18 protein-coding genes, 1 tRNA gene and 1 pseudogene are annotated in these 21,346 nt (G+C 46.4%); 9 read left to right on the top strand and 11 right to left on the bottom strand.

Going from position 1 to position 21,346, the window contains the following annotated elements:
• Positions 1 to 82: 82 nt before the first annotated feature.
• Complete coding sequence (fabD, locus tag GA003_08975) at positions 83 to 994, bottom strand: ACP S-malonyltransferase (protein QXD30385.1); 912 nt, start codon at positions 992 to 994, stop codon at positions 83 to 85.
• An 81-nt stretch (positions 995 to 1,075) separates the two neighbouring features.
• Positions 1,076 to 2,178 (bottom strand): annotated as a pseudogene (locus GA003_08970) (PilT/PilU family type 4a pilus ATPase).
• A 118-nt stretch (positions 2,179 to 2,296) separates the two neighbouring features.
• Between GA003_08970 and dapA the strand changes: the two are divergent.
• Genes dapA through ruvA form a run of 3 tightly spaced genes read left to right on the top strand, consistent with a single transcriptional unit; the run spans position 2,297 to position 4,545 of the window.
• Positions 2,297 to 3,193, top strand: a complete 897-nt coding sequence (gene dapA / locus GA003_08965) for a 4-hydroxy-tetrahydrodipicolinate synthase (protein QXD30071.1) — start codon at positions 2,297 to 2,299, stop codon at positions 3,191 to 3,193.
• Positions 3,190 to 3,921 carry a 4-hydroxy-tetrahydrodipicolinate reductase gene (gene dapB, locus GA003_08960; protein ID QXD30070.1) on the top strand — a complete coding sequence of 244 codons (732 nt, stop codon included), beginning with the start codon at positions 3,190 to 3,192 and terminating at the stop codon, positions 3,919 to 3,921. Before dapA ends, dapB begins: the two co-directional genes overlap by 4 nt.
• A gap of 3 nt (positions 3,922 to 3,924) precedes the next feature.
• Complete coding sequence (gene ruvA / locus GA003_08955; protein QXD30069.1) at positions 3,925 to 4,545, top strand: Holliday junction branch migration protein RuvA; 621 nt, start codon at positions 3,925 to 3,927, stop codon at positions 4,543 to 4,545.
• 13 nt (positions 4,546 to 4,558) lie between these two features.
• On the opposite strand, the gene GA003_08950 is transcribed toward ruvA, so the two are convergent.
• Both GA003_08950 and GA003_08945 read right to left on the bottom strand, forming a co-directional pair.
• The gene (locus tag GA003_08950; GenBank protein ID QXD30068.1) at positions 4,559 to 5,182 is read right to left on the bottom strand and encodes a hypothetical protein; all 624 of its coding nucleotides are present in this window, start codon (positions 5,180 to 5,182) and stop codon (positions 4,559 to 4,561) included.
• The gene (locus GA003_08945) at positions 5,179 to 5,781 is read right to left on the bottom strand and encodes a sigma-70 family RNA polymerase sigma factor (protein QXD30067.1); all 603 of its coding nucleotides are present in this window, start codon (positions 5,779 to 5,781) and stop codon (positions 5,179 to 5,181) included. Before GA003_08945 ends, GA003_08950 begins: the two co-directional genes overlap by 4 nt.
• A 323-nt stretch (positions 5,782 to 6,104) precedes the next feature.
• On the opposite strand from GA003_08945, the gene GA003_08940 reads away from it, so the two are divergent.
• From GA003_08940 to GA003_08930, 3 genes are all read left to right on the top strand, one after another.
• Positions 6,105 to 6,180 (top strand) — tRNA-Lys (locus tag GA003_08940).
• Between the two features lie 323 nt (positions 6,181 to 6,503).
• Positions 6,504 to 7,721: an MFS transporter gene (locus GA003_08935; protein ID QXD30066.1), complete on the top strand. Its 1,218-nt coding sequence runs from the start codon at positions 6,504 to 6,506 to the stop codon at positions 7,719 to 7,721.
• A gap of 106 nt (positions 7,722 to 7,827) precedes the next feature.
• Positions 7,828 to 8,478 (top strand): response regulator transcription factor, encoded by a 651-nt coding sequence (locus GA003_08930; GenBank protein ID QXD30065.1) that lies wholly within the window; start codon positions 7,828 to 7,830, stop codon positions 8,476 to 8,478.
• On the opposite strand, the gene GA003_08925 is transcribed toward GA003_08930, so the two are convergent.
• Positions 8,475 to 9,311 (bottom strand): cobalamin biosynthesis protein CbiX, encoded by an 837-nt coding sequence (locus GA003_08925; protein QXD30064.1) that lies wholly within the window; start codon positions 9,309 to 9,311, stop codon positions 8,475 to 8,477. The genes GA003_08930 and GA003_08925 overlap by 4 nt on opposite strands.
• A gap of 127 nt (positions 9,312 to 9,438) precedes the next feature.
• On the opposite strand from GA003_08925, the gene GA003_08920 reads away from it, so the two are divergent.
• A complete protein-coding gene (locus GA003_08920) occupies positions 9,439 to 10,008 on the top strand; it encodes an OmpA family protein (GenBank protein ID QXD30063.1) in 570 nt (189 codons plus the stop codon).
• Positions 10,009 to 10,114: 106 nt separating this feature from the next.
• Here the strand turns inward: GA003_08920 and GA003_08915 are convergent, their stop codons facing one another.
• The 5 genes from GA003_08915 to GA003_08895 form a co-directional block, all read right to left on the bottom strand.
• On the bottom strand, positions 10,115 to 11,482 hold the full coding sequence (locus GA003_08915) for a M20/M25/M40 family metallo-hydrolase (protein QXD30062.1): 1,368 nt from the start codon (positions 11,480 to 11,482) through the stop codon (positions 10,115 to 10,117).
• Positions 11,479 to 12,231 carry a M48 family metallopeptidase gene (locus GA003_08910; protein ID QXD30384.1) on the bottom strand — a complete coding sequence of 251 codons (753 nt, stop codon included), beginning with the start codon at positions 12,229 to 12,231 and terminating at the stop codon, positions 11,479 to 11,481. The genes GA003_08915 and GA003_08910 overlap by 4 nt, the downstream gene beginning before the upstream one ends.
• 90 nt (positions 12,232 to 12,321) lie before the next feature.
• The gene (purH, locus tag GA003_08905) at positions 12,322 to 13,875 is read right to left on the bottom strand and encodes a bifunctional phosphoribosylaminoimidazolecarboxamide formyltransferase/IMP cyclohydrolase (GenBank protein ID QXD30061.1); all 1,554 of its coding nucleotides are present in this window, start codon (positions 13,873 to 13,875) and stop codon (positions 12,322 to 12,324) included.
• 123 nt (positions 13,876 to 13,998) lie between these two features.
• Positions 13,999 to 15,945 carry a DUF1549 and DUF1553 domain-containing protein gene (locus GA003_08900; protein QXD30060.1) on the bottom strand — a complete coding sequence of 649 codons (1,947 nt, stop codon included), beginning with the start codon at positions 15,943 to 15,945 and terminating at the stop codon, positions 13,999 to 14,001.
• Complete coding sequence (locus GA003_08895; GenBank protein ID QXD30059.1) at positions 15,945 to 17,411, bottom strand: DUF1501 domain-containing protein; 1,467 nt, start codon at positions 17,409 to 17,411, stop codon at positions 15,945 to 15,947. Before GA003_08895 ends, GA003_08900 begins: the two co-directional genes overlap by 1 nt.
• Positions 17,412 to 17,614: 203 nt before the next feature.
• On the opposite strand from GA003_08895, the gene GA003_08890 reads away from it, so the two are divergent.
• Positions 17,615 to 18,529, top strand: coding sequence for a hypothetical protein (locus tag GA003_08890; protein ID QXD30058.1), 915 nt, complete (start codon positions 17,615 to 17,617; stop codon positions 18,527 to 18,529).
• Positions 18,530 to 18,586: 57 nt separating this feature from the next.
• Here the strand turns inward: GA003_08890 and GA003_08885 are convergent, their stop codons facing one another.
• Positions 18,587 to 19,639, bottom strand: a complete 1,053-nt coding sequence (locus GA003_08885) for an aromatic ring-hydroxylating dioxygenase subunit alpha (GenBank protein ID QXD30057.1) — start codon at positions 19,637 to 19,639, stop codon at positions 18,587 to 18,589.
• A gap of 95 nt (positions 19,640 to 19,734) precedes the next feature.
• On the opposite strand from GA003_08885, the gene GA003_08880 reads away from it, so the two are divergent.
• Entirely contained in the window at positions 19,735 to 21,165 is a 1,431-nt protein-coding gene (locus GA003_08880) for a sodium:solute symporter family protein (GenBank protein QXD30056.1), read from the top strand.
• Positions 21,166 to 21,346: the final 181 nt, after the last annotated feature.

Raw genomic sequence — 21,346 nt, 5'->3', positions numbered from 1 at the left:
CACTCAAAGCTTTCCTAGCTTTGAATGGAAGGTGGAAATTGGATCGAAAAAATGAGCCTAAGCAAGGCTTTTCCCCAGGGAATCAGGATTGCTCGAAATCAGAGAAATCCTGAAAAGAAGTCACCACCAATTCATGGTCAATACGCTTGGCGAGACCTTTGAGCACCCCACCCATTCCGCATTCAATAAAAGAATCCACTCCTGAAGAAGAACGAGCATTCAGCATACAGTCTTCCCACAGCACGGATGAAACGACCTGCTTAACAAGATTGGCTTTAATGACATCCGGAGAGTCACTTGTTGCAGCATCAACATTTGAATACACAGATATTTCGGGTTCACGAAAAGGGATATCAGCCAAATAGGCTTCAAAAGCTGCTCGAGCTGGCTCCATTAAACGACTGTGATACGCACCCGCGACCGTTAGAGGAAGAACGCGTTTAAAACCCCTATCCTTCAAGGCATCAACAGCTTGTGCTATTTTTGAAGCTTCTCCAGAAATCACGATTTGGCCAGGACAGTTCAAATTGGCCATATCGACGTCGAATTCAGCTGCAAGTTGCTTTACGGCTTCTCTCTCACCACCTAGCACACTAGCCATGCCTCCATTGGTCTGATCACAGGCCATTTGCATGAGTCGCCCTCTTTCAGCTACTATCTTCAAGCCGACTTCAAAGTCGTAAACTCCAGCTGCTGCCAATGCAGTCAATTCACCCAGACTTAGACCCAACGCACACACGGGTCGGTTGCTAGGATTGGATTCTTTCCAAAGAGCATGGACTGCTAATCCATGGACATACAAAGCAGGCTGACAGACGTCTGTCTTGGTCAAATCTTCTTCCGGTCCTTCGAAGCAGACCTGCGTAAAGTCGTAGCCTAGCACTTCGTTTGCTTGATCGTAGAGTGATTTCGCAATGGGACTGCTCTCGTAAAGAGATTTGCCCATACCTACTTTTTGAGCGCCTTGCCCTGAAAAAATGAGTCCTGTTTCCATATGGGGCACATCAGGCATCAGAATTGTGGGAACCAATCAATAAAAAAGTCCCCTACCCCTATATACTTCCGCCAGATGCCTTTAAGAAACGATTCCTCCAGAACTGAGGAAGATACCCTTCAGGTTCATCTCTAGAGCCTTTGGATTTGGAGAAAACTTCAGTGCGTCAGTTTTACTTATCAATCCTTCTTGAACGAGTTCGTAGAGGCTTTGATTGAAAGTATTTGAACCATTTTCCTTACCTGCTTCGACAACCGCGGGTATTTTTTCGAACTGGCCTTCTTGAATGATGTTTTTACCTAACGAGTCTATGACAAAGGTTTCGATCGCAGGATAACGCTTGTCACCTTCAAGGCTAGGAATCAAACGCTGCGTACAAATAGCTTTTAATGAACCGGCTATCTGACGTCGCAGATGACCTGTTGTTCTGGTGGGAAAAACTCAAATACACGTTGAACTGCTTGTTGTGAACCAGATGAGTGAAGTGTGGAAAGTACTAGGTGTCCGGTCTCAGCAGCCGATAGAGCTGTTTCAAAGGTGGTCTTATCACGCATCTCACCAATAAGAATAATGTCGGGATCCTGACGCAGAACAGCTCGCATGCCATGAGAAAAACTAGGAGCATCAATGCCGATTTCTCTCTGGTTGAATACAGATTTCCGATCGTCGAAATTAAATTCGATTGGATCCTCAAGCGTTACCACGTGACGATTTAGATTATTATTAATCCAATTAATCATCGAAGCCAAAGTAGAAGATTTACCTGACCCGGTAGCTCCGCAGATTAAAACGACACCGTCCTTTAGCTTACAAAGTTTCTCTAATACTTCCCCGTTCGATATATTCAATTCGTCAAACGTAGGAGCCTGATCCTTCAGATGACGAAAAACCACACTCACCGTTCCGCGTTGAAAAAAACCATTAACACGAAAACGCCCAATTCCAGTGATGGAATAGCTGTAGTCAATTTGACCATCGTGTTCCCAGTCATCCTTAAACTTGTATGGAACCGTTTCAGTAATGAAATCTCTAGCTTCGGCAGCAGAGATAGGCTCCATGTCTACTTCCTGAAGAATACCGTTGAGGCGTAAAATCCCAGGCTTGTCGGACTTGATATGGATATCACTCGCCTCGTTTTCGACAGCAAGTTTGAGTAGGCTATTAATGATTTCTTCAGCGCTCATAAATTGGGTGGAAGATAGAGGAGTTAAGAAGCTTGCTTTCGCAGCAGATATAAAGAGTTTCTTGATTCTTGCAGTGAAACAAAACCTACTCCCTGTTGATATTTAACCAGAAATCACAATGTCTGATAATTTTTACGGCGTCCTTACGGCAATGGTCACCCCGTTTAAGGAGGGGGAAGTGGACTGGGAAGGATTGGCTTCGTTTACCGAATGGCAGATTCAGGAAGGAATTCAGGGCTTGGTACCAGTTGGAACAACGGGCGAATCCCCTACCCTCAATCATGAAGAGCATCTGCAAGTAGTTCAACGTGTGGTAGATAAAGCAGCTAACCGCGTCCCCGTGATCGCAGGAACGGGCTCGAATTCCACCCGGGAAGCGGTTGCCATGACTAAATCAGCCCATGAAGCAGGTGTAGACGGTATGTTGGTTGTGACCCCCTATTACAACAAACCCAGCCAGGAAGGGCTCTTCCAGTATTTTAGGGCCATTGCCGAGGAAACAGACAAGCCTATCGTTTTGTATTCAATTCCAGGCCGTTGTGTAATCGAAATCGGCATAGAGACATTGATCAGGCTTCGGGAGAAGTATCCCCATGTGAATTACATCAAAGAAGCGGGTGGAAAAACAGAAAGAGTATGCGAAATACGCCAAGCTCTGGGCGACGACATGACAATTCTTAGTGGTGATGATAGCTTAACTTTACCGTTCATGAGTGTAGGAGCCAAAGGTGTGATTTCCGTCGCCTCCAACTTGGTGCCCAAGCCAGTAGTAAATATGGTCAGAGCCGCTATGGAAAATGACATGGCTGGAGCATCTGCACTCAATGAACAATTATACTCTTTATTTGTTAATCTATTTGTTGAGCCAAATCCTGTTCCTGTAAAAACAGCGATGAGAGATGCGAACCTTATAGATACAGCAGATGTACGCCGTCCGTTATGCGCCATCAGCGATGCAAATTATCAGCTGATATCTAAGACCGTCAAAGAACTGGAAGAGAGATTACAGGGATGAGCTTAAAGATTCTAATCCAAGGGTCGCTTGGTCGTATGGGCCTGGCATTGAAGCAAGCAGCAGAGGAACGTGGACATACTATCGTTGCAGGAATTGATCTGGGGGATTGCGTTAAAGATGCCATCACCGGTGCAGATCTAGCTATCGATTTTAGTCACCACTCCGCCACGCTTGAATTAGCGAAATGCGCGGGGCAAAAAGGGATTCCTTTAATCATTGGTACGACAGGCCATAGCGAAAAAGAGAAAACCGATATTACTAAAGCTTTAGAATCGACCGCTGCTGTTTGGGCGGGAAACTATTCATTAGGCGTTAACCTGTTGTTCTATTTGACACAAAAAGCATCAGAAATCCTTCCTAACGAATACGATGTTGAGGTCATTGAAATGCATCATCGCTACAAAAAGGATGCACCGAGTGGTACTGCCGAGAACCTCTTAGAGAGAGTAAAAGCAGCTAGCCAACGGTCTGACCATGAATTGCTTCACGGCCGCGAAGGCATTATCGGTGAAAGAACCGATCGTGAAATAGGAGTTCACAGCATGCGCGGTGGAGATGTGGTAGGTGACCATACGGTTGTATTTTCAACTTTGGGAGAGCGACTTGAACTCACCCATAAAGCATCCGATCGTATGATTTTTGCGCGTGGCGCCGTCCACGCAGGAGAATGGTTAGTGTCTCAAAAGCCAGGTATTTACCACATGCAGGACGTTTTGGGACTGAAGTAACTTATGATCGCCTCCCTAAAAGGAAAAGTCATTGAAAGTCACCTTCTTCAAGTAGTGATTGAGGCAGGAGGTGTGGGCTATGAGGTCAATATTCCAATAACCACGGCCGAAAAACTGCCTCCCCCAGGTAATCAGGCTAAACTCTATACTTATGCAGTCTATCGTGATGATTCCCAATCCCTATACGGGTTCGTGAAACGCGAGGATAGAGAGTTTTTCAAGCTACTCGTCGAGAAAGTCTCAGGCGTGGGGCCAAAAATGGCACTCACACTATTTAGTAAACTCAGTACAAAAATGCTGGAAGCAGCCATAATCAGCGGCGATACAAAACTGCTTTCTCAATGCCCTGGCATAGGAAAAAAAACCGCCGAAAGGCTAATTATTGAATTGAGAGATAAAGTAGGGAAAGGCTTTGGCTCCACTCCCGCCTCACCCTCTATACCTTCTAGTGAAACAGCAGCCATTGACGATGAAGGTATGACCAAATTCCAGGACGCTATCGCTGCGCTCACTGCTTTGGGTTACAAAACTACCGAGGCTGACAAGTCAATTAATCGAGCCATTGCGAAATTGGGGCCAGCAGCTACGGTTGAGGAAATTATCAAGACGGCTTTAAATTCCTAATGCTGACACGGCCCTACCGCCGAAACTCATAGTTTGAGTACTCGAATTCGAAGGCCGGTCCAGGATTTACGGTTTTCTTCTTTTCACGAATCTCGCCATCAACCCAAGTATACAAGGCAGGTTCCTGAGATGATTGAAACTCAGGTGTAGCTCTCGCATGGCGCAATTCCTGCAAATAAGCCCACTCTTCCGCTGCACTCTGATTATCCGCGCGAAAAAACTCCAAAGTTGGTTGTGTAATGAAAGGCTCAGCTGGCTGAGCAAATCTTTCGATGGGCTGCAAATTGCTCTGAGAAACTTGAACAATACGCGACTTACCAAATGGTCCATTGAAATAAATCGTAGCGAAAGACCCTACTACGGCTATGATTGTCGCAGCGGCAAATACTTGCCTGCTGAGAGCGAAAAATGCGGGTTTTCCCTTTCCAGGTTCTAGATTTGAATGGAGGCGAGGAATCACCGGCGCAGCACTGAGTGCAGCGAAATGTGTTGCCTGGTGCATTCGGCAATAGCTTTCGAAGGTAGACCGTCTATCCGAATTGCGCAGCAGCTCCTCTTTGAGTATCCGGAGCTGTGCTGGGCTAATTTCTTTGTCCAGATATAGGTTTACGAGGTCTTCGAAAACATCATCCGTCATTGAAAATCTTTACCCATTTTTTCGCGCAAACTCATGCGAGCACGAGCAATACGACTCTTAACCGTACCAATAGATAGGTCCAATTCGGAGGCTATTTCATCATACGACATATTCTTCACGTTTCTCATCACCAGTATTTCGTGATGCTTTTCCGAAAGATCTTTCATATTTTCAGCAACTTTATCAACAAATTCTTGCGTTACCGTTGCTTCGCTTGGTGTTTGCCCCTCAACCGGACAAATATCAATCATGCTAAAATCCCCGTCATCGCATAGGCTCTGCTCCAGGGAGATGGATTCACTCCGTTTTCGTCGAAACCAGTACCAGTATTTATTGTGAGCTAAATTTGTAGCGATTTGAAATAACCAGGTCGAGAAGGCACTGTCTCCACGGAATTTCTCGAGACCTCTATGTGCCCTTACAAAGGCATCCTGAGTCACTTCTTCGGCATCCTGCTTATTTTTAAGCAATTGGTGGACGCGGGAGTAAATACGATCCCAGTAGCGAGATACTATTTCAGTAAATGCATCCTCATCGCCGTTTTTAAACTTTTCTACGAGTAAACGGTCAATGGCTACTTCTTGTGCTTTATTTGTCATCTTGTTCTTGGGTTGGAAAGGTTGATTGAAGGTTTGTTCCTTGGCGAGATATGGAATTCAGGGTTTACGCCCCCTTAAATAATAACCCCTTGAATGAGGTTCGGTTTCAGGTTTTAACAATTTTGCGGGTTAAAAATTGAATAATTCAGATACTGTCTTAGATATTAGAACCGTTCGGGCGTTCAAAAATTCCCTAGAATTCCTCAGCCCACCGTTTACAAAAAGACTAGAAACTATTTCCCAAAATGGCGTTGACATGACCTACTGCTCGCCGTTTCTTTCCCTGCTTTCTCACTTAATTGTGAGGCTTTTGTGGAATACATGGATCGGTAGCTCAATCGGTAGAGCAGGTGCCTTTTAAGCACTTGGTTCGGGGTTCAAGTCCCCGCCGGTCTACCACAGAAACGGCATTCAACGGCGGCTTAAGCTCACGGGCTTAATGTTCGCCGTTTTTGCTATCCGGACTCTCATAATAATTCTCCATATCCTGGATATTGATCATGGCTTAAATCAATTTAAGTCGAACCCAGGAAAGACCTACTCCCTCTAACTATTTAATAGATAGTTTTATGTTTCACTTTATGTAGTCGCGGATCCACTGCGACGGATATCGAACAGCCTTCGTTCATTTACTTTCCAAATCGAACCAGTATCCCACACGATGTCTTTGGCGAATCACAAGTTGCCTTCCTGATTCGGGGTAACAGATTTGAAACTAATTGATGAGCGAAACGAACGAAAACCCAAGCATTATAAGAGCATGGCTATTTACATTCGCTTGTATTGGTTTTCTCATGGTCATTTGGCTGATCGATGCATGTCTTGCTGCGTTGCTTCCTGAAATCGCTAGGATTTACGAAGGAGTTAGTATAGTTCAGGGAGCTCAACTGGTAACTGTCTACAACCTGGGGTTCATAGTTAGTACATTCTTCTTCGGTCCTCTAGGTGATGTGCTCAAACGTTATAAATTAATTATCACCGCTGCATGTTTTTTTGCTGTGGCCTGCGTAGGATTCGCCATCTTCAAAAACTTCTCTGCAGCCTTGGTATTTCGATTGGCTGCAGGTTTTTGTGGAGGAATGTTAACCGTCAATTTATGGTCAGGACTCATCCATGAAGTTCCTAAAGAACACTTTAGTACCGCAATTGGATTAATGGCCGGTACCAGAGCCTACAGTCTGGTGCTTGGGTTACCTCTAGTTATGGAGCTAGTGGATTGGATCGGTTGGACTTCTACCTTCCTCATGCTGGGATTGATCATCTTACTCCCTCTTCTTTTATATTCATTCACTTCACGCAAACCATCCCCTAAACAACAGGGAGGTTCACTTAATCCCCTACATCACTATTACGCTACTCTGAGGCTTCCGGGAATATTGTGTGGTCTCATTGGCTTTTTCTTAATCAGGATGGCGGGAGGGACTGTGTTTGTATTTACCAGTCTTTGGCTCTTTGAAACTTATGGTTTAGATACCTCTCAACGCGCCATTCTGATTTTAGTATTTGGTATCGGTGAGATTTTGGGAAGTTGGGCAAGCGTGCCTATTCTTGCTAAAATGGGGCCACCAAAAACGTTTTACCTGGGGATTACCGGAACCTTTTTCTTTTTGGCATTTCTCGTTTTCACACCACTACCTCTATGGGGCATTGGAGCTTCATTACTGATGCTGAGCCTTTCGGATCGTTGTTTTGGCATGGCCTTCTGGCGAGTATACCTCCCCCAGGATCGCATAAGAACCGGAACACTCTCGTCGATGGGGAATATTGCTTTCGCGGGTTCGATTGCTGCAATTACGGGAATTGGCACTCCCATCCTCAAAATCGTCGGCTGGGAAATAGCCGCAACAATGGCGCTTATGATACTCATTATCGGGTCTCAAATATTACGTTTTTCTCTATTCACACCTGAACGGCTTGCCAAAGCAGAAGATGGATGGTAATGTAAATAGTTAAATTTATTAAATATTCATTCTATAAGATTGAGTTAAACAACGCCTCCCCCAGTAGTATAAGGCCAATCCTCCCCGAAATTCTGCTTTATCCCTCATGAAACGAGTAGTAGTTATCGAAGACCACACAGCAGTGCGGCAAATGATTTGTCAGCTAGTAGAGTCCATTCCCGAATTTAGTATGGTTGGTGATGCTGGAGACGGGCAAGATGCCTATACTCTCTGCCTGGAGCAAAAACCTGATCTAGTCATACTAGATATCATGCTCCCCGGATTGAACGGTATCGAAGTGCTTAAGCGCTTTAGTCGTCACCTGCGCAAAACACGGGTATTAGTATTTAGCGGTTACAAGAATGAAAATCTTTTGAAGAGCTGCATGCTCTCCGGAGCTCATGGATTTGTCGAAAAGTCCGCCACCTTAGATGCCTTGAAGGATGCCATGAATATTGTATCAGATGGCGGCACCTGCTTTGGCGAAGACAATACACGTATCCTTGAGCAAGCATTGGAGGAAGCAAACTCTCGGCGAGGAAATGATGTTCTTACTGCGCGTGAGAGAGAAACGCTTCAGCTGATTGCAGAGGGACTCAGCACTCGGCAGATTGCTGAAAAGATGAGCATCAGTGTTAAAACAGCTGAGAATCACCGAACCAATATGATGCGTAAACTAGACCTTCATAATGCTGCTGCACTTACGCGATATGCAGTAGACATGGGAATGGTCGAAAATACGCCTGTCTTTGACTAAAGATCCAGCCAAGGCAGTTGTTCGCGTTCCCTCCATCGATTCGCTAGTATCTCAATTAATAAGGGATGAGATCCAATCAATTCCGTTTTATGGATTCGGAGTGCCGGGTTTTCTAAAGCACTAGTCAGGCAAATAGCGGCAATGTCTCCATCGGGCCCTGCATGGCGCCCTGGAGAAAAAAACATTGGTGCCAGAATGATTGGATGAGATGGGTCACCCAATGATTTCAAAGCTTGTTCCAGCAATGGTTCATTAAAGGCATACTGCTTGCCTGGTCTACGTTCCATAGAGGCAGCGATAAGCTGATTAAGTTCTTCGCCAAACTGTTGCTCTAGAAGTTGAGCCACAACATTTCGAACTTTCGTAACCTCCTGCCGAGGGCTGCCATGATCCACCAGGACGACGTTAAAGGTTTTGAGCCCATGCTTCTTTTGAATGTTTACGACCCTTTCTTTGAGGATGGAAGCCAGGCTTATACCCCCATTTTCGGAAGACACATACAAGGGATTCAGAATCCGTACTTTCATATTAGGACAATGCTTCCGGAGGCTGTGAAGGCGGCGAGGCAAGTAGTCCGTAAGGGCACCCGAGGGCCCGAAGAAAAGAGGTAGGATCTCAAATGATCTTTCCCCAAACGAGTAAGCTTCCTTGATTGCTGATTCTAGCAAAGTAACTTTTTCATTTATAAGATCCTTTTCAGGAATCTTGTCTGCGTGTAAGAGTGGCGCAGGTGTCACCAGCTTATTGATAGATCCCGACAAATGGGATGCAATGGAGCGCAGATTTCGATAGGCATCTGCCCGGACTGAACCGTTGTCGACAAGAAAGATCATGCTTTTACAAAAAAAGGAGAAATCTTAGTTGCGCAACCCCCCGCGAAAAGTCTACTTCTATTTGTTTACATTTTATCGAATCTACCTCAGTAATAATCATCGTAATTTAACAGCCGAAGTTTACAGGATGAAAAAAATCACCGCCATTATTTGCCTTTCAGCCTTTGCCCTATTCTGGGCAGGTTGTCAAAACGCTGGACGTCCAACGCCCGAAATGACCCGCATGGGTATGGGGACAGGCCCAGGAAGTGATGGAGGAGGAGTTGCATCGAATGTAGACAATGCCGGTTCTGGTAATCTAGGCGACTTTGAATACGGGGATGAAAATCTTCAATCTCGCACGTCAGATGTATCTGGCGTGAATGGACCCGCTTACGCTTCTGTATATTTTGACTACGATCGTTCTTATGTTCGCGAGTCAGAGCGTGCTATTTTGAATGAAACGGCCAAATACCTACTTCAAAATTCAGGCCAGAGGGTCTTGATTGAAGGTCATTGCGACTGGAAAGGTACCACAGACTACAATTTAGCACTGGGTGATCGCAGAGCAAACTCTGTTAAAAGTTACCTCGTGGAATTAGGGGTCTCCCCTTCTAGCATAGATGTCCTCTCCAAGGGAGATCTGGATGCCAACGAAGGCGCAGATGATGCTGGAAGACAATTAGACCGCCGCGGAGACATTATTTTAATCCCCTAAGCGCACCAATCAGCATTTTACCCAAAAGCCTGCTCTTCGTAGTAGGCTTTTCTTATGAGTGGACTCTTATTGGGAAGTTTCTCCCTGAAGCACTGTCTACTTAATGCTAGTTCAGATCCAACAGGATTTTCTTGATGAGCTCTTTCCCTCTACTCATCATGGACAAGTCGAAGCTTTCATTCGGCGCATGCATGGCATCCTCGGGCAGATACAAGCCAACTAACAGGGTGTCCATATCAAGAATACGCTTAATGTCTCCGATGATCGGAATGCTGCCACCCTCTCTCAAGTAGACAGGACGCTTACCGAAAAGCGCCTCTCCGTGCTTTTCGTTGGCAAGAAATGCTTTAGCAAGAGCTGGATTCTGATCCGTTGGAGTATTCGTTTTGCCTGGCGGAACCACGAGGTATGGATTTCCGTTATGCCCAATCTCGAATGAAAGTTTCATTTGAGGAGGACAACGGTCTTTGATCGTCTCGATTAGAAGCTTCTGAATTCGATCGGCGTTCTGGTTTGCGACCAAACGACAACTTATTTTTGCAAATGCCTTGCTCGGGATTACAGTCTTTGAACCCTCACCTTGGTAGCCTCCACCAATGCCGTTAAATTCTAGAGTCGGGGCGAGTCTGGGTGCTTCGGAAGCATTTAATCCCGGAGGAGGAAAAAAATCATCAACTCCAAGAAAACGCTTCAGTGCGTCCAAGTCTTCTCCTGCACGGTTCAGCTCATCTCTCTCCCACTGCTCTGTATCATCGATGGAATCATAAAAGCCAGGAACATTGATGGTGCCATCTTCATTATGAAGAGAGTGGCAAATATCAGTTAGAGCATGAATTGGATTTAGTATAGCCCCTCCAAATAGGCCTGAATGTAAATCCTGACTGGCACCTTCCAGATTTACCTGGATACAAGAAATGCCTCTTAAGCCTGTGGTCACCGTCAACTGATCTGGTTTCAAGCTTCCAGTATCACACGCGAATACAAAATCTCCCTTTATTCTCTCAGCGTATGCTTCCAAGACCGGCACGAAACTCGGACTTCCAATCTCTTCTTCTCCCTCAAGGATAAAAACAATATTGAGGGCAATATTCGGATTTTCAGCCAAAAGTTCTGAGACAGCACCCAGGTAAACTGAGAGCGGTCCTTTATTGTCCGCCGCACCTCGACCATAAATTCGACCATCACGGATTTCAGGCTCAAAAGGTTCAGACTTCCACAAATCTAAAGGATCGGGTGGCTGCACATCATAATGCCCATAAATAACAACTTTAGGAGCGTCTTCATCTACGAGGCGTTCGCCAAGAATGATCGGTTGGCCGGGGGTTGAAATGACTTGCACATCAAAACCGATGGCTTGGAGATTACTTTCCAAATAATCCCGCGTTTCAGCCAAGCCTTGTTTGAAGGCAGAATCAGCTGAGACGCTTGGGAAGCGGACTAAGTCTTGGAGTACAGTCAGGGGATCAAGAATCATCGATAGCGTAATTTACTTTGCTCGTAGATAGGTTTCACTTTGGGCATGAGCGCTTCCAGCTTATCAATTCTCTTATAGTCGGACGGATGTGTTGAGAAAAACGGAGAAGGTTCTTTGCCATCTTTGACCAAACTCATTTTCATCCAAAATTCAATGGCAGCTTCTGGGTTATAACCAGCTTTGGCAGCATAGATGACTCCGATATGATCGGCTTCGAGTTCATGGCCTTGAGAAAACGGAATAGCCAGTGCGTAAGCAGAAGCTGCTCCGTAGGCTGCCGTCCATTCATTTCTATTTTCGTCGTCCTCCATGGCTTGGTGTAAAATAACGCCACCGATGGCGGCCGCGATCCCCTGCGACATGCGTTCAGAACCATGCCGAGCCGTGACGTGCGCAATTTCATGACCAATGATCGTTGCCAGTTCGTCATCTGTGGAGGTGATATCTAAGATGCCAGTGTATACTCCGACCTTTCCACCTGGAAGGGCAAAAGCATTGATCATGTTAGGATCATCGAAGAGCACAAATTCCCATTGAGCACTCGGCAAATCATTCCCAACCGCTTCTGCAATCCTTTGTCCTACACGTTGAAGCCTTCCTACCATCTTCGGGTCTGAAGAAATAGGAGTTTCATATTTCATTCTTTCAAACTCTGAGATGCCAAGTTGCAGCTCGTTCCCCGTAGAAATGAAATTGAGAGAAGTTCTTCCTGTTTCTGGTACCGTATAGCATCCGCCTAGAGCGACCATCAATAGGACAAACACCGAAACCGGGGATCTAAAAATAATGCGTATCATAGGATAATGGAATAGATTGAGGATTGTAGTCTAAGACTGCAACTAATGCCGAAAGTGCCGGACTCCGGTAAATACCATGGCCATTCCTCGCTCATTGGCTGCTGCGATAACCTCCTCATCTCGAACTGATCCACCAGGCTGTATAGCTGCTGTAGCGCCAGCGTCGGCTGCAGCAAGTAATCCATCTGCAAAGGGGAAAAATGCATCCGACGCCACAATCGAATCCTGGAGATTAAGACCGGCTTCTTGAGATTTCCATACGGCTACTTGTGAACTGTCGACACGGGCCATTTGCCCTGCCCCGACCCCAAGCGTCCGTTTATCACCAGCATAGACAATGGCATTCGACTTTACGTGTTTTACCACGCGCCAGCCAAAAAGTAATGAAGCCCATTCATCTTCGGTTGGTTGCCGTTCGCTCACAACACGATACTCAGCCTGGTTGGCTTTCTTCATATCTTTGTCCTGCACCAATAATCCGCCCACGACTGAACGCATTTCGCGTAGGGCATCAGCCCCTACTCCATCCTTGGCCACCATAAGACGAAGGTTCTTTCGTTTCGCAAATTGCGAGAGTGCTTCATCAGTGAATCTTGGAGCTATCACGACTTCGCAGAAAATTTCTTTAATCGCCAGTGCCAGTTCTTCATCCACGGTTCGGTTCGCGACTATGATTCCGCCGAAGGGCGCCTGTTTATCAGTCTCAAATGCTTTGTGCCAGGCTTCGAGAATCGTGTCCGCACTCGCTACACCACAAGGATTTGTATGCTTCAATATAGCAACGGTAGCCTCCTCGAACTCTCCGATCAGATAAGTGGCTGCCGTGATATCCAGGATGTTGTTATAGCTCAGCTCCTTTCCCTGCAACTGATCATATACATCAAAAAAGTTTCCATAGAGAGCGGCTTGTTGATGAGGATTCTCTCCATATCGTAAGTTTGCGACCTTGGGTAGACCTACTTCCCAGTTCTTCGGATACCCACTGATAGCTTCTAAGTCTGGTTCGGCTTGTTGATGACTAAGATTGTCTGAAATAGTTTTGTCGTATTCAGAAGTTCTTCGATAGACCTTCAGAGCAAGTTCCTTTCGGAGATTTAGTTTGGCCGACTCATCTTCTGAGCTCAGAGATTCTAAAACCCGATCATAGTCATCCGGTTCACAAACCACTGTCACGCTGGCGTGATTTTTTGCAGAACTCCTCAGCATAGAAGGACCCCCAATATCGATATTCTCTATGGCGTCCTCATAACTACAATCCGGATTGGCGGTCACCTGTTCGAAAGGATATAAATTCACCGCAACTAAATCGATCATGGAGACCCCATTCTTCTCAGCTTCTGCAAGATGATCTGGTTTGTCACGACGACAAAGCAATCCTCCATGGACTTTTGGGTGAAGCGTTTTTACGCGACCTTCCATCATTTCGGGAAAGCCAGTATACTCGCTAACGTCAGTCACCGGAATCCCCGCGTCGCGTAAGGTGCGAGCACTTCCACCGGTGGATAGAATCGTATATCCGTGTGTAGTGGTAAGTGTCTTCGCAAATTCAACTAATCCCGTTTTATCGAATACAGAAAGGAGCGCTAATTTACTCATTGAGCCAGAGTGTGGGAGTTTTTGTTTCCAGAACAATGACGAAATTTGCGGAATAAAATTTCTTCATATTCGCATCTTCGGAAAACACGAAAACCGAAGGCAAAAGGACCTCTGCCTCCTTTTCTAATCCAAGTAGATCATCTCATTAAGATTGAAAATAGCTAAGCAGAAATCAGTTAGTGCCGTTCCCATATAAGGATCAACAGACGGAGCCCCAAAGGGAGTCCCCAATAACTCTACATTACGATTTTCACTCCTTAGAGCCTTTGTCTGTTTTTCGATGAAACGGATACCAGTGTTCAATTCATCAGCACTGGGTGATCTGGAAAGGACTCGGCGGTAGCAACGATCGACCCATTCTTCCGACCCGCCTTTCGATTCGTTGATAATGGAACCGGCAAGCTGCCGTGCAGTTTCAATGGAAAACTCAGAGTTTAGCAGCGTTAATGATTGGGGAGCTGTGGTTGAAATATTACGCCTTCCACAACTGGCATTTGCATCGGGGCGATCAAATACATCGAACATTGGAAAACGAAGATTTCTTCGCACAAATAAGTAAATACTGCGCCTGTAGTGGTCATTCACATCCTCACTGACTTGCCATTGCTTTTTGAGCAAGGTGATGGCCACCTCTGATGGAAGTGGCGGATGAACTCCGGGGCCTCCGGCTTTGCGGTTGAGCTTGCCACTGACCGCTAGCATTGAATCCCTGATGGCTTCGCCCTCCAATCGCTTGCGATTCATACGAGAAAGCAATAGGTTGTCTGGATCAACTTCCATAGCCTTTAACCATTTCTCATTTACCGGCAAACTTGCCTGCCGATAAGTAGCTGAATTGAATAAGATGCGGAGCAGCTCTTTAATACTCCAATCCTGTCTCACCAATTCTGCTGCTAACCAATCCAACAACTCTGGGTGACTTGGACGATAACCCAATACACCAAAATCATTGGGAGAAGCAACAATGGGCTTCCCGAATACCTGTTGCCAAAATCGATTGACTGCAACTCTGCTAGTCAGGGGATGATTTGGATCCGTCAGCCAATCAACCAGCGCTGACCTCCGACCTAGTTTCGAGGATTCGCTGGGTACTTTAGGAACGGATTCACCGTCTTGATTAACCACTCGCAGGAATGCGGCATCAACAACGGGACCCTTATAACGGAAATCGCCTCTTATCATCAAATGGTCTTGAGGAATGTCATCCTTCAATGGGATGAATCGTGGGCTTAATTGTTTAGATTTCTTAGGAATAGTCATGTCCGCAAACATGGCACGTAAGCGGTAGAAATCAGCCTGACTGATCGGATCCGACTTATGATCGTGGCATTGAGCACATCCCATCGTTAATCCCATGAATGTCAGCCCGGTCGTAGTCGTCATTTCGTTCAATACCGTATGACGTCGCTCCTCCATTAAATTAATATCTGGCATATCTGCTCCAGCCACTAAAAAACCGGTAGCAATAGCTGCATCGTCACTTTCTGGATACAACTCGTCCCCTGCTATTTGAAGTCGAAGAAATTCGTCATAAGGTAAGTCAGCATTAAGTGCCTGGATGACCCAATCTCGATAACGCCAAGCCTCGGATCTTACCGCATCGTGTTCGAATCCATCGCTCTCAGCAAAGCGTGCAACATCCAACCAATGCTGCGCCCACCTTTCTCCAAAATCGCTGGACGCTAAAAAACGATCTACGAGATTTTCGTATGCAGAAGTGGTGGTGTCAGACATGAACTTCTCTACTTCTTCCACCGATGGAGGCAGTCCTCTCAAATCGAAGGACAATCGTCTGATTAAAGTATTGCGATTGGCCTCTGGCATCAATCCGAGGCCCTCTTGTTCAAGTCTCGCTAGGATAAATTGATCAACCGGATTACGGACTTGATCGACTCGTTCAACGCTTGGGGGTTGAATATCCGTCACAGCTTGAAACGACCAATGTTCAAGATCTTTTTCTGTAATTTCGGGTTCAACCAGCTCGTAATTGGTAGTGGCAAACAATCCGGAAGCGAGAATTGAGCCTACGCAATAAATCTTAAACAAATGAGTTAGTGCCGCGATCTTCATCAGGACAGTATATCAGTGACCACGTTTCCGGATACATCCGTCAGGCGCTCTTCACGTCCATTGTGAAAATAGGTTAATCGCTCATGATCCAGTCCCATTAAATGAAGGATTGTCGCGTGCAAATCATGCACGTGGATTTTGTTTTCTTCAGCACGAAGACCTACCGGATCCGTTGACCCATAAGTCATACCACCCTTCACACCACCTCCGGCAAAAACGACGGAATATCCCCAGGGATTATGATCTCTCCCCGTGCCCTGCTCACTCATGGGCATACGTCCGAACTCCCCTCCCCAAATCACTAATGTATCGTGAAGCAATCCACGCAATTTAAGGTCTTGAATAAGTCCAGCCACGGGTTTGTCAGTACGAGCGCAGTATTCAGTATGATTCTCCTCAACGTTCTTATGCGCATCCCATCCTAGAGTACCTCCGGAATACAACTGAACGAAACGTACCCCCCGTTCGATCATCCTCCTCGCCAAAATGCAGCGTGTGCCAAATTCATTAGTCGGTTCCTCTCCTACCCCATAGAGTTTGAGAGTCGCTTTTGACTCCTTTGAAATATCGATCATATCTGGTGCGGCAGTTTGCATGCGGTAGGCCAATTCGTAGGAACGGACACGCGCCGCCAATGAGTCATCAAAATCACGCTCTTCGAGATGCTTTTGGTTTAGGTCGTGAATAAGGCTTAAGGTCGATTGCTGTTGGCCGCTTGAAACCTCCTTTGGCGGTTTCAGGTTTAAGATCGGATTAGCCCCCGGACGCATGGTTGTCCCTTGGTAGGAAGCAGGAAGAAACCCACTTCCCCAGGCTGGCGGACCACCCTTCAATCCACCTTCAGGATCAGGCATCACTACGAAAGCGGGCATATCCTGATTCTCTGAACCCAACCCATAAGATACCCAGCTACCTAAGCTTGGTTTTCCCATAAGAATGGATCCCGTGTTCATCTGGTAAACCGATTGCGGATGATTCACACTGTCACCATGGCAACTACGCATCACGCATAAGTCATCTGCGACAGTGGACATGTGTGGCAGAAAATCACTGATCTCAATCCCAGACTCTCCTCTAGGTCGAAAAGGCCTTACTGGCGGAAGTAGCGGATTATGTGCCACTTTCCGTCGAGTCATGACTGAACCAAAACTCTCAGGCAGAGCTTGGCCTGCATATTTGATGAGATCTGGTTTCGGATCAAAAAGGTCCACATGACTAGGCCCACCATGCATAAAGAGATAAATGACCCGTTTTACCTTAGGCTCAAAATGTGGGGAGCGCTGGGCTAGCGGGTTAGCATTGAAAGAACTAGCAGACAATAGTTTCTGCTGTCCCAGCATATGAGCCAAAGCGACTGATCCGATACCTCCCCCGACGCGGTGCAGAAATTGACGTCGATTCAAACCAGCGTAATATGGCAGGTGTGAGTTGTACTTATTCTTAGCTCTAGGGTAGTTTTTATTCATTGGGCAACATCATCAGAAGCGCGCTTACCAGAACATCCATCTTCACATTATTAAAAAAAACTTCAAGGAAATTCATGGGATGGCATATCGGAGAAAACTCCCTCGTCTTGACACTGACTGCAGGCTTCCTTTAACGCTAACGCTTACTTCCGGTTTTTTATCCTTTTATAAACCTTACCGTCCGCTTGATTGGTGGCGCTGTTTTGGCAGCCACACTCTATTTTCAGGTAGAGGTGTCGGCAAATCAGGGGGAAGTAGGCACCCTGACGGTAAGCCAATCAGGAGCCAATCAATGGCATAAGGTCGAAATGATTCACAGTTATGTGAACCCGGTCGTCATTCTCGGCCCTCCTACCGACAATGACCCAGCCCCTTTAGCGCTGCGTATTCGAAACTTACGCAGCGACAGTGTGAATTTGACGGAACGCATACGTTCTTATCTAGCGGTGCACTGTGTATCATGCCATCAACCTGGAGGCACAGGTTTAGGTAGTTGGGATGCTAGACCTGAAGTAAGTCTGTTAAGCACAGGAATCATTAACGGCCTGGCTGGGAAGAACGGAGGGAATCCTGACAACCGCCTCATTGTGCCTGGCAATCCTGAAGCATCGATTCTCCTCAGTCGTTTAAGCGGATGTTGTGGCTTCACTCGTATGCCGCCACTTGCATCTTCTGAGCTAGATCAAGAGGCCGTAGATCGCATGACGGAATGGATAGAATTATTGGACAACACTCAGGCCTACCGTTCATGGCGATTGGAAAATTTCGGTTCAGACTCAAGCCAGGAAGGTGATCCCGCATTTAATGCGGATACCGATCAATTCTCTAATTACTTCGAATTCCTATTAGCATCCAATCCGAATGAAGCCGGCTCTTCGCCCTTCGTCCAACTGGATATATCTTCCGAAAAAGCCAGTCTCATTTACGAATCCCTCGCTCAACGCTCGATACAATTAGAAATAAGCGAGGACATGATCAACTGGGAGCCATGGTATCAAGGATCTCCGGTTGAGCATTTCAATCAAGGAGAAGTACAGTATTCCAAGATTGAGGGACCGATAGAGTTAGAGGATGCACGACAACTCTTCTTTAGGATTTCAGTTCTCTGGGCGCCTTAATTCAATTTGAGTCCTGAATTTGGGTCAACCATTGGCAAGGATACAAAAGCTTAAAGTCTAAGCGGTAATCTCGCCTGTAAGACCAATGCGAATCATCCAATGACGCAACGCCAGCGATGCTCGGTCCGCCTTGGCATGCACTTCCTCGGCTATGTCCATGGGAATCTCCTCAGGCTTCTGCAATTCTACTATAGCCCGATCTTCGTATATAATCTTCTTTTCCCAGGCGAGCAAGTCCTCCACAGGAACATCGTGATCAAAGTTGCGATGAAACACGGCAATGATCTGTGCCTTGCGTGCTGATACCGGAGCGATGTTAAAATGAATAACATGCTCCCGACCCTCAGCATAACTGATGACCGTTCGGGTGCAAAATGGCATGAACAACGTGCGATGCATATGACGATCGAGTTGAGCCGCATTGGCGATAGGTGAATCGTCGGGGTTCGTAGCTTTGTAATCGAACTCCATTGTCATCGTAAATTCATTCTGAGAGAATTCATACTCGGCTCCCATGGTTGCGCTATCCTCTTGTCCAAAACTACTTTGGTGAACAAACGAGAAATGCGCATTGTCGATAAAGTTTTCAATAAGACGTCCCGCTGAACAGTCCCAGACCTCGGGTCCTAAATGAAAACGCCTATAGGAACTTTCTGACTCCTCTGGTTCCCATACAGGAATTTGGTTCGTAGGTTCACCACTGAGACACACCCATATCAGCCCGTATCTTTCTTCATGAAGTACGGTTTGCAATTTGAGTTTGGACGGAATTTTCCAGTCTGGGTGACTAGGGACCAATACACACTGCCCTTCCTGATCAAATCGATAGCCATGGTAAGGGCAAACAAGGCAATCATCCTTGACCCACCCTTTGGATAAAGGAGCGCCTCGATGAATACATAAATCCTTCGATACAACAAATCCATCGGAAAGCCGGGCGATGACCAAATCGGTATCCAGCAATTTAACTTTAACCGGGCTGTCTCCAATATGCTCCTCTAAAACAATGGGATACCACATCTGAGAAAGTATACCCCAATCGTTTTCGCTAAAGCTGCATTCGCGTGGGTAATCGAGCGAAGTTGGGGATGATGAAATTTCAGTACTCATGAGCTTATTGTAGCATGTGCTATTCCACACTTAGGTCAACGTATCTGTGAAAGAACATATTGATTGATGTGAAATCAGGACCTAGCTTTTGAGTAATGACCGCTTTCCAAATTTGGGCATCCATATTTCTGATCCTATATTTAGGATGGTTGCTCTATCTCACCATCAAAGCTTACAAGGAGCCCTCAAAGGAGCTCGGAGATTTTTTCCTGGCAGGAAAGTCAGTAAAATTTCTTCCATCTCTTCTCACCTTCTGGGCAACTTATTTCAGTGCGGCAGGACTCATTGGTGCTGCCGGTTATTACTACATCCACGGAGTCGGAAATTTCCTATTTGCTTCATTGGGTTACGTGATTCTGGCAGTTGTGGCAGGAACCATAGGAAAAAGAATGTGGAGGATGGCTCGCGAATTCCCCGAAACTCGCTCCCCCATCCAGCTCTATCTCAAGCATTATAACTCTCCCATACTTGAACTCCTGTTTGTTGGAGTGACATTGATTTGTATGGTCCCCTACCTGGCTGCACAAATCACTGGTTTTGCTCGCATGCTGGAAAGTTCTCTGGGACTTCCCTATGTCTTAACAGCGGCCGTTGCCCTGGTCATCATCTACATCTATTCAGAATCAGGTGGTTTGGCTAACATCATTAAAACGGATGTCCTCCAAGCAAGCTTGACTATTGTCGGTTGCATTTCTGTGGTGGTTGTCTTTCTAGGCCTTTACTGGGCGTTCGACATAAATCAATTCATCGTCGACGTAGATGACGCAACGAACCCCTCCCTCTGGAGCCTACCTGGTCCTAATGGCTTATATTCTCCAGTTACAATTATTGGGCTCGCCTTGCTCATCTCACTAGGAGCCACGCCCATGGCTCACAATGCCCAACGGTTTATGATCGTTAAAGAAGAGCGTTACCTGACCGCCATGATGTATATTTTCCCCTTCATGGGGCTCATGCTTACGGTAATTGCGGGAACCCTGGGTCTCGGTGGTGCAGCGATGTTTCCCGGTTTATCGAGTGGCGATCAAATCATTGGCGAAGTCATGTCATCGGTCCCCGCCATGCTCGGAGCCTTAACACTCGTTGGCGTCATTTGTGCAACGATGTCTACGGCGGACTCTATTCTTTTAAGCATCGGATTCATCGTAAGCGAACATTGGTATCGAGGAGAAAAGGAAGTATCCAAAACAGGAATACTGAGATTGAACCGTTGGTTCACTCTGGCCATCGCCATCTTTGCATTTATAGCCAGTATCAAACCAGAACTGGTATCCGAACTGGCTTTCAATGCCTTTGCCGGAATGCTTCAACTTGCTCCGGCCATGATCGCTGGCATCTACCTCCCACGCATCGGCCCACGCTGGGCCGCCATCAGCAGCCTCACCGGACTGGGCATTCTAGTCGCCTCCAAATTCGGACTGCTCAATTGGATCATTCTCGACGGCTTCCCCGGTTACCTGGCCGGGTTTATCGCGGGATGTTTGATCGTGATAATCGCTGCCTTGTTTTCATCTATGAAAAAGTAGCACAGGCTTCGCAGCCATAGCCTTATACACATCTTTTCTGAGCTATAATCAGGGCTATAGAAAGTAAGGTTGCTAAAGGATTCCGCTAATTTAGGTAGGGCGTTCTCGCCGAGGGCGCAGTGTTTAGTTAGGTCCAAGATCAGACGGCTCGTGGGTGATGTCGGCTTCGCCTCGGTACGGC

It is taken from the genome of Opitutia bacterium ISCC 52, from assembly GCA_014529675.2.
Taxonomy (GTDB): domain Bacteria; phylum Verrucomicrobiota; class Verrucomicrobiia; order Opitutales; family UBA2995; genus UBA2995.
Note: the sequence above shows the minus strand (reverse complement) of the source record. Positions and strands in the feature narration are given on the sequence as shown.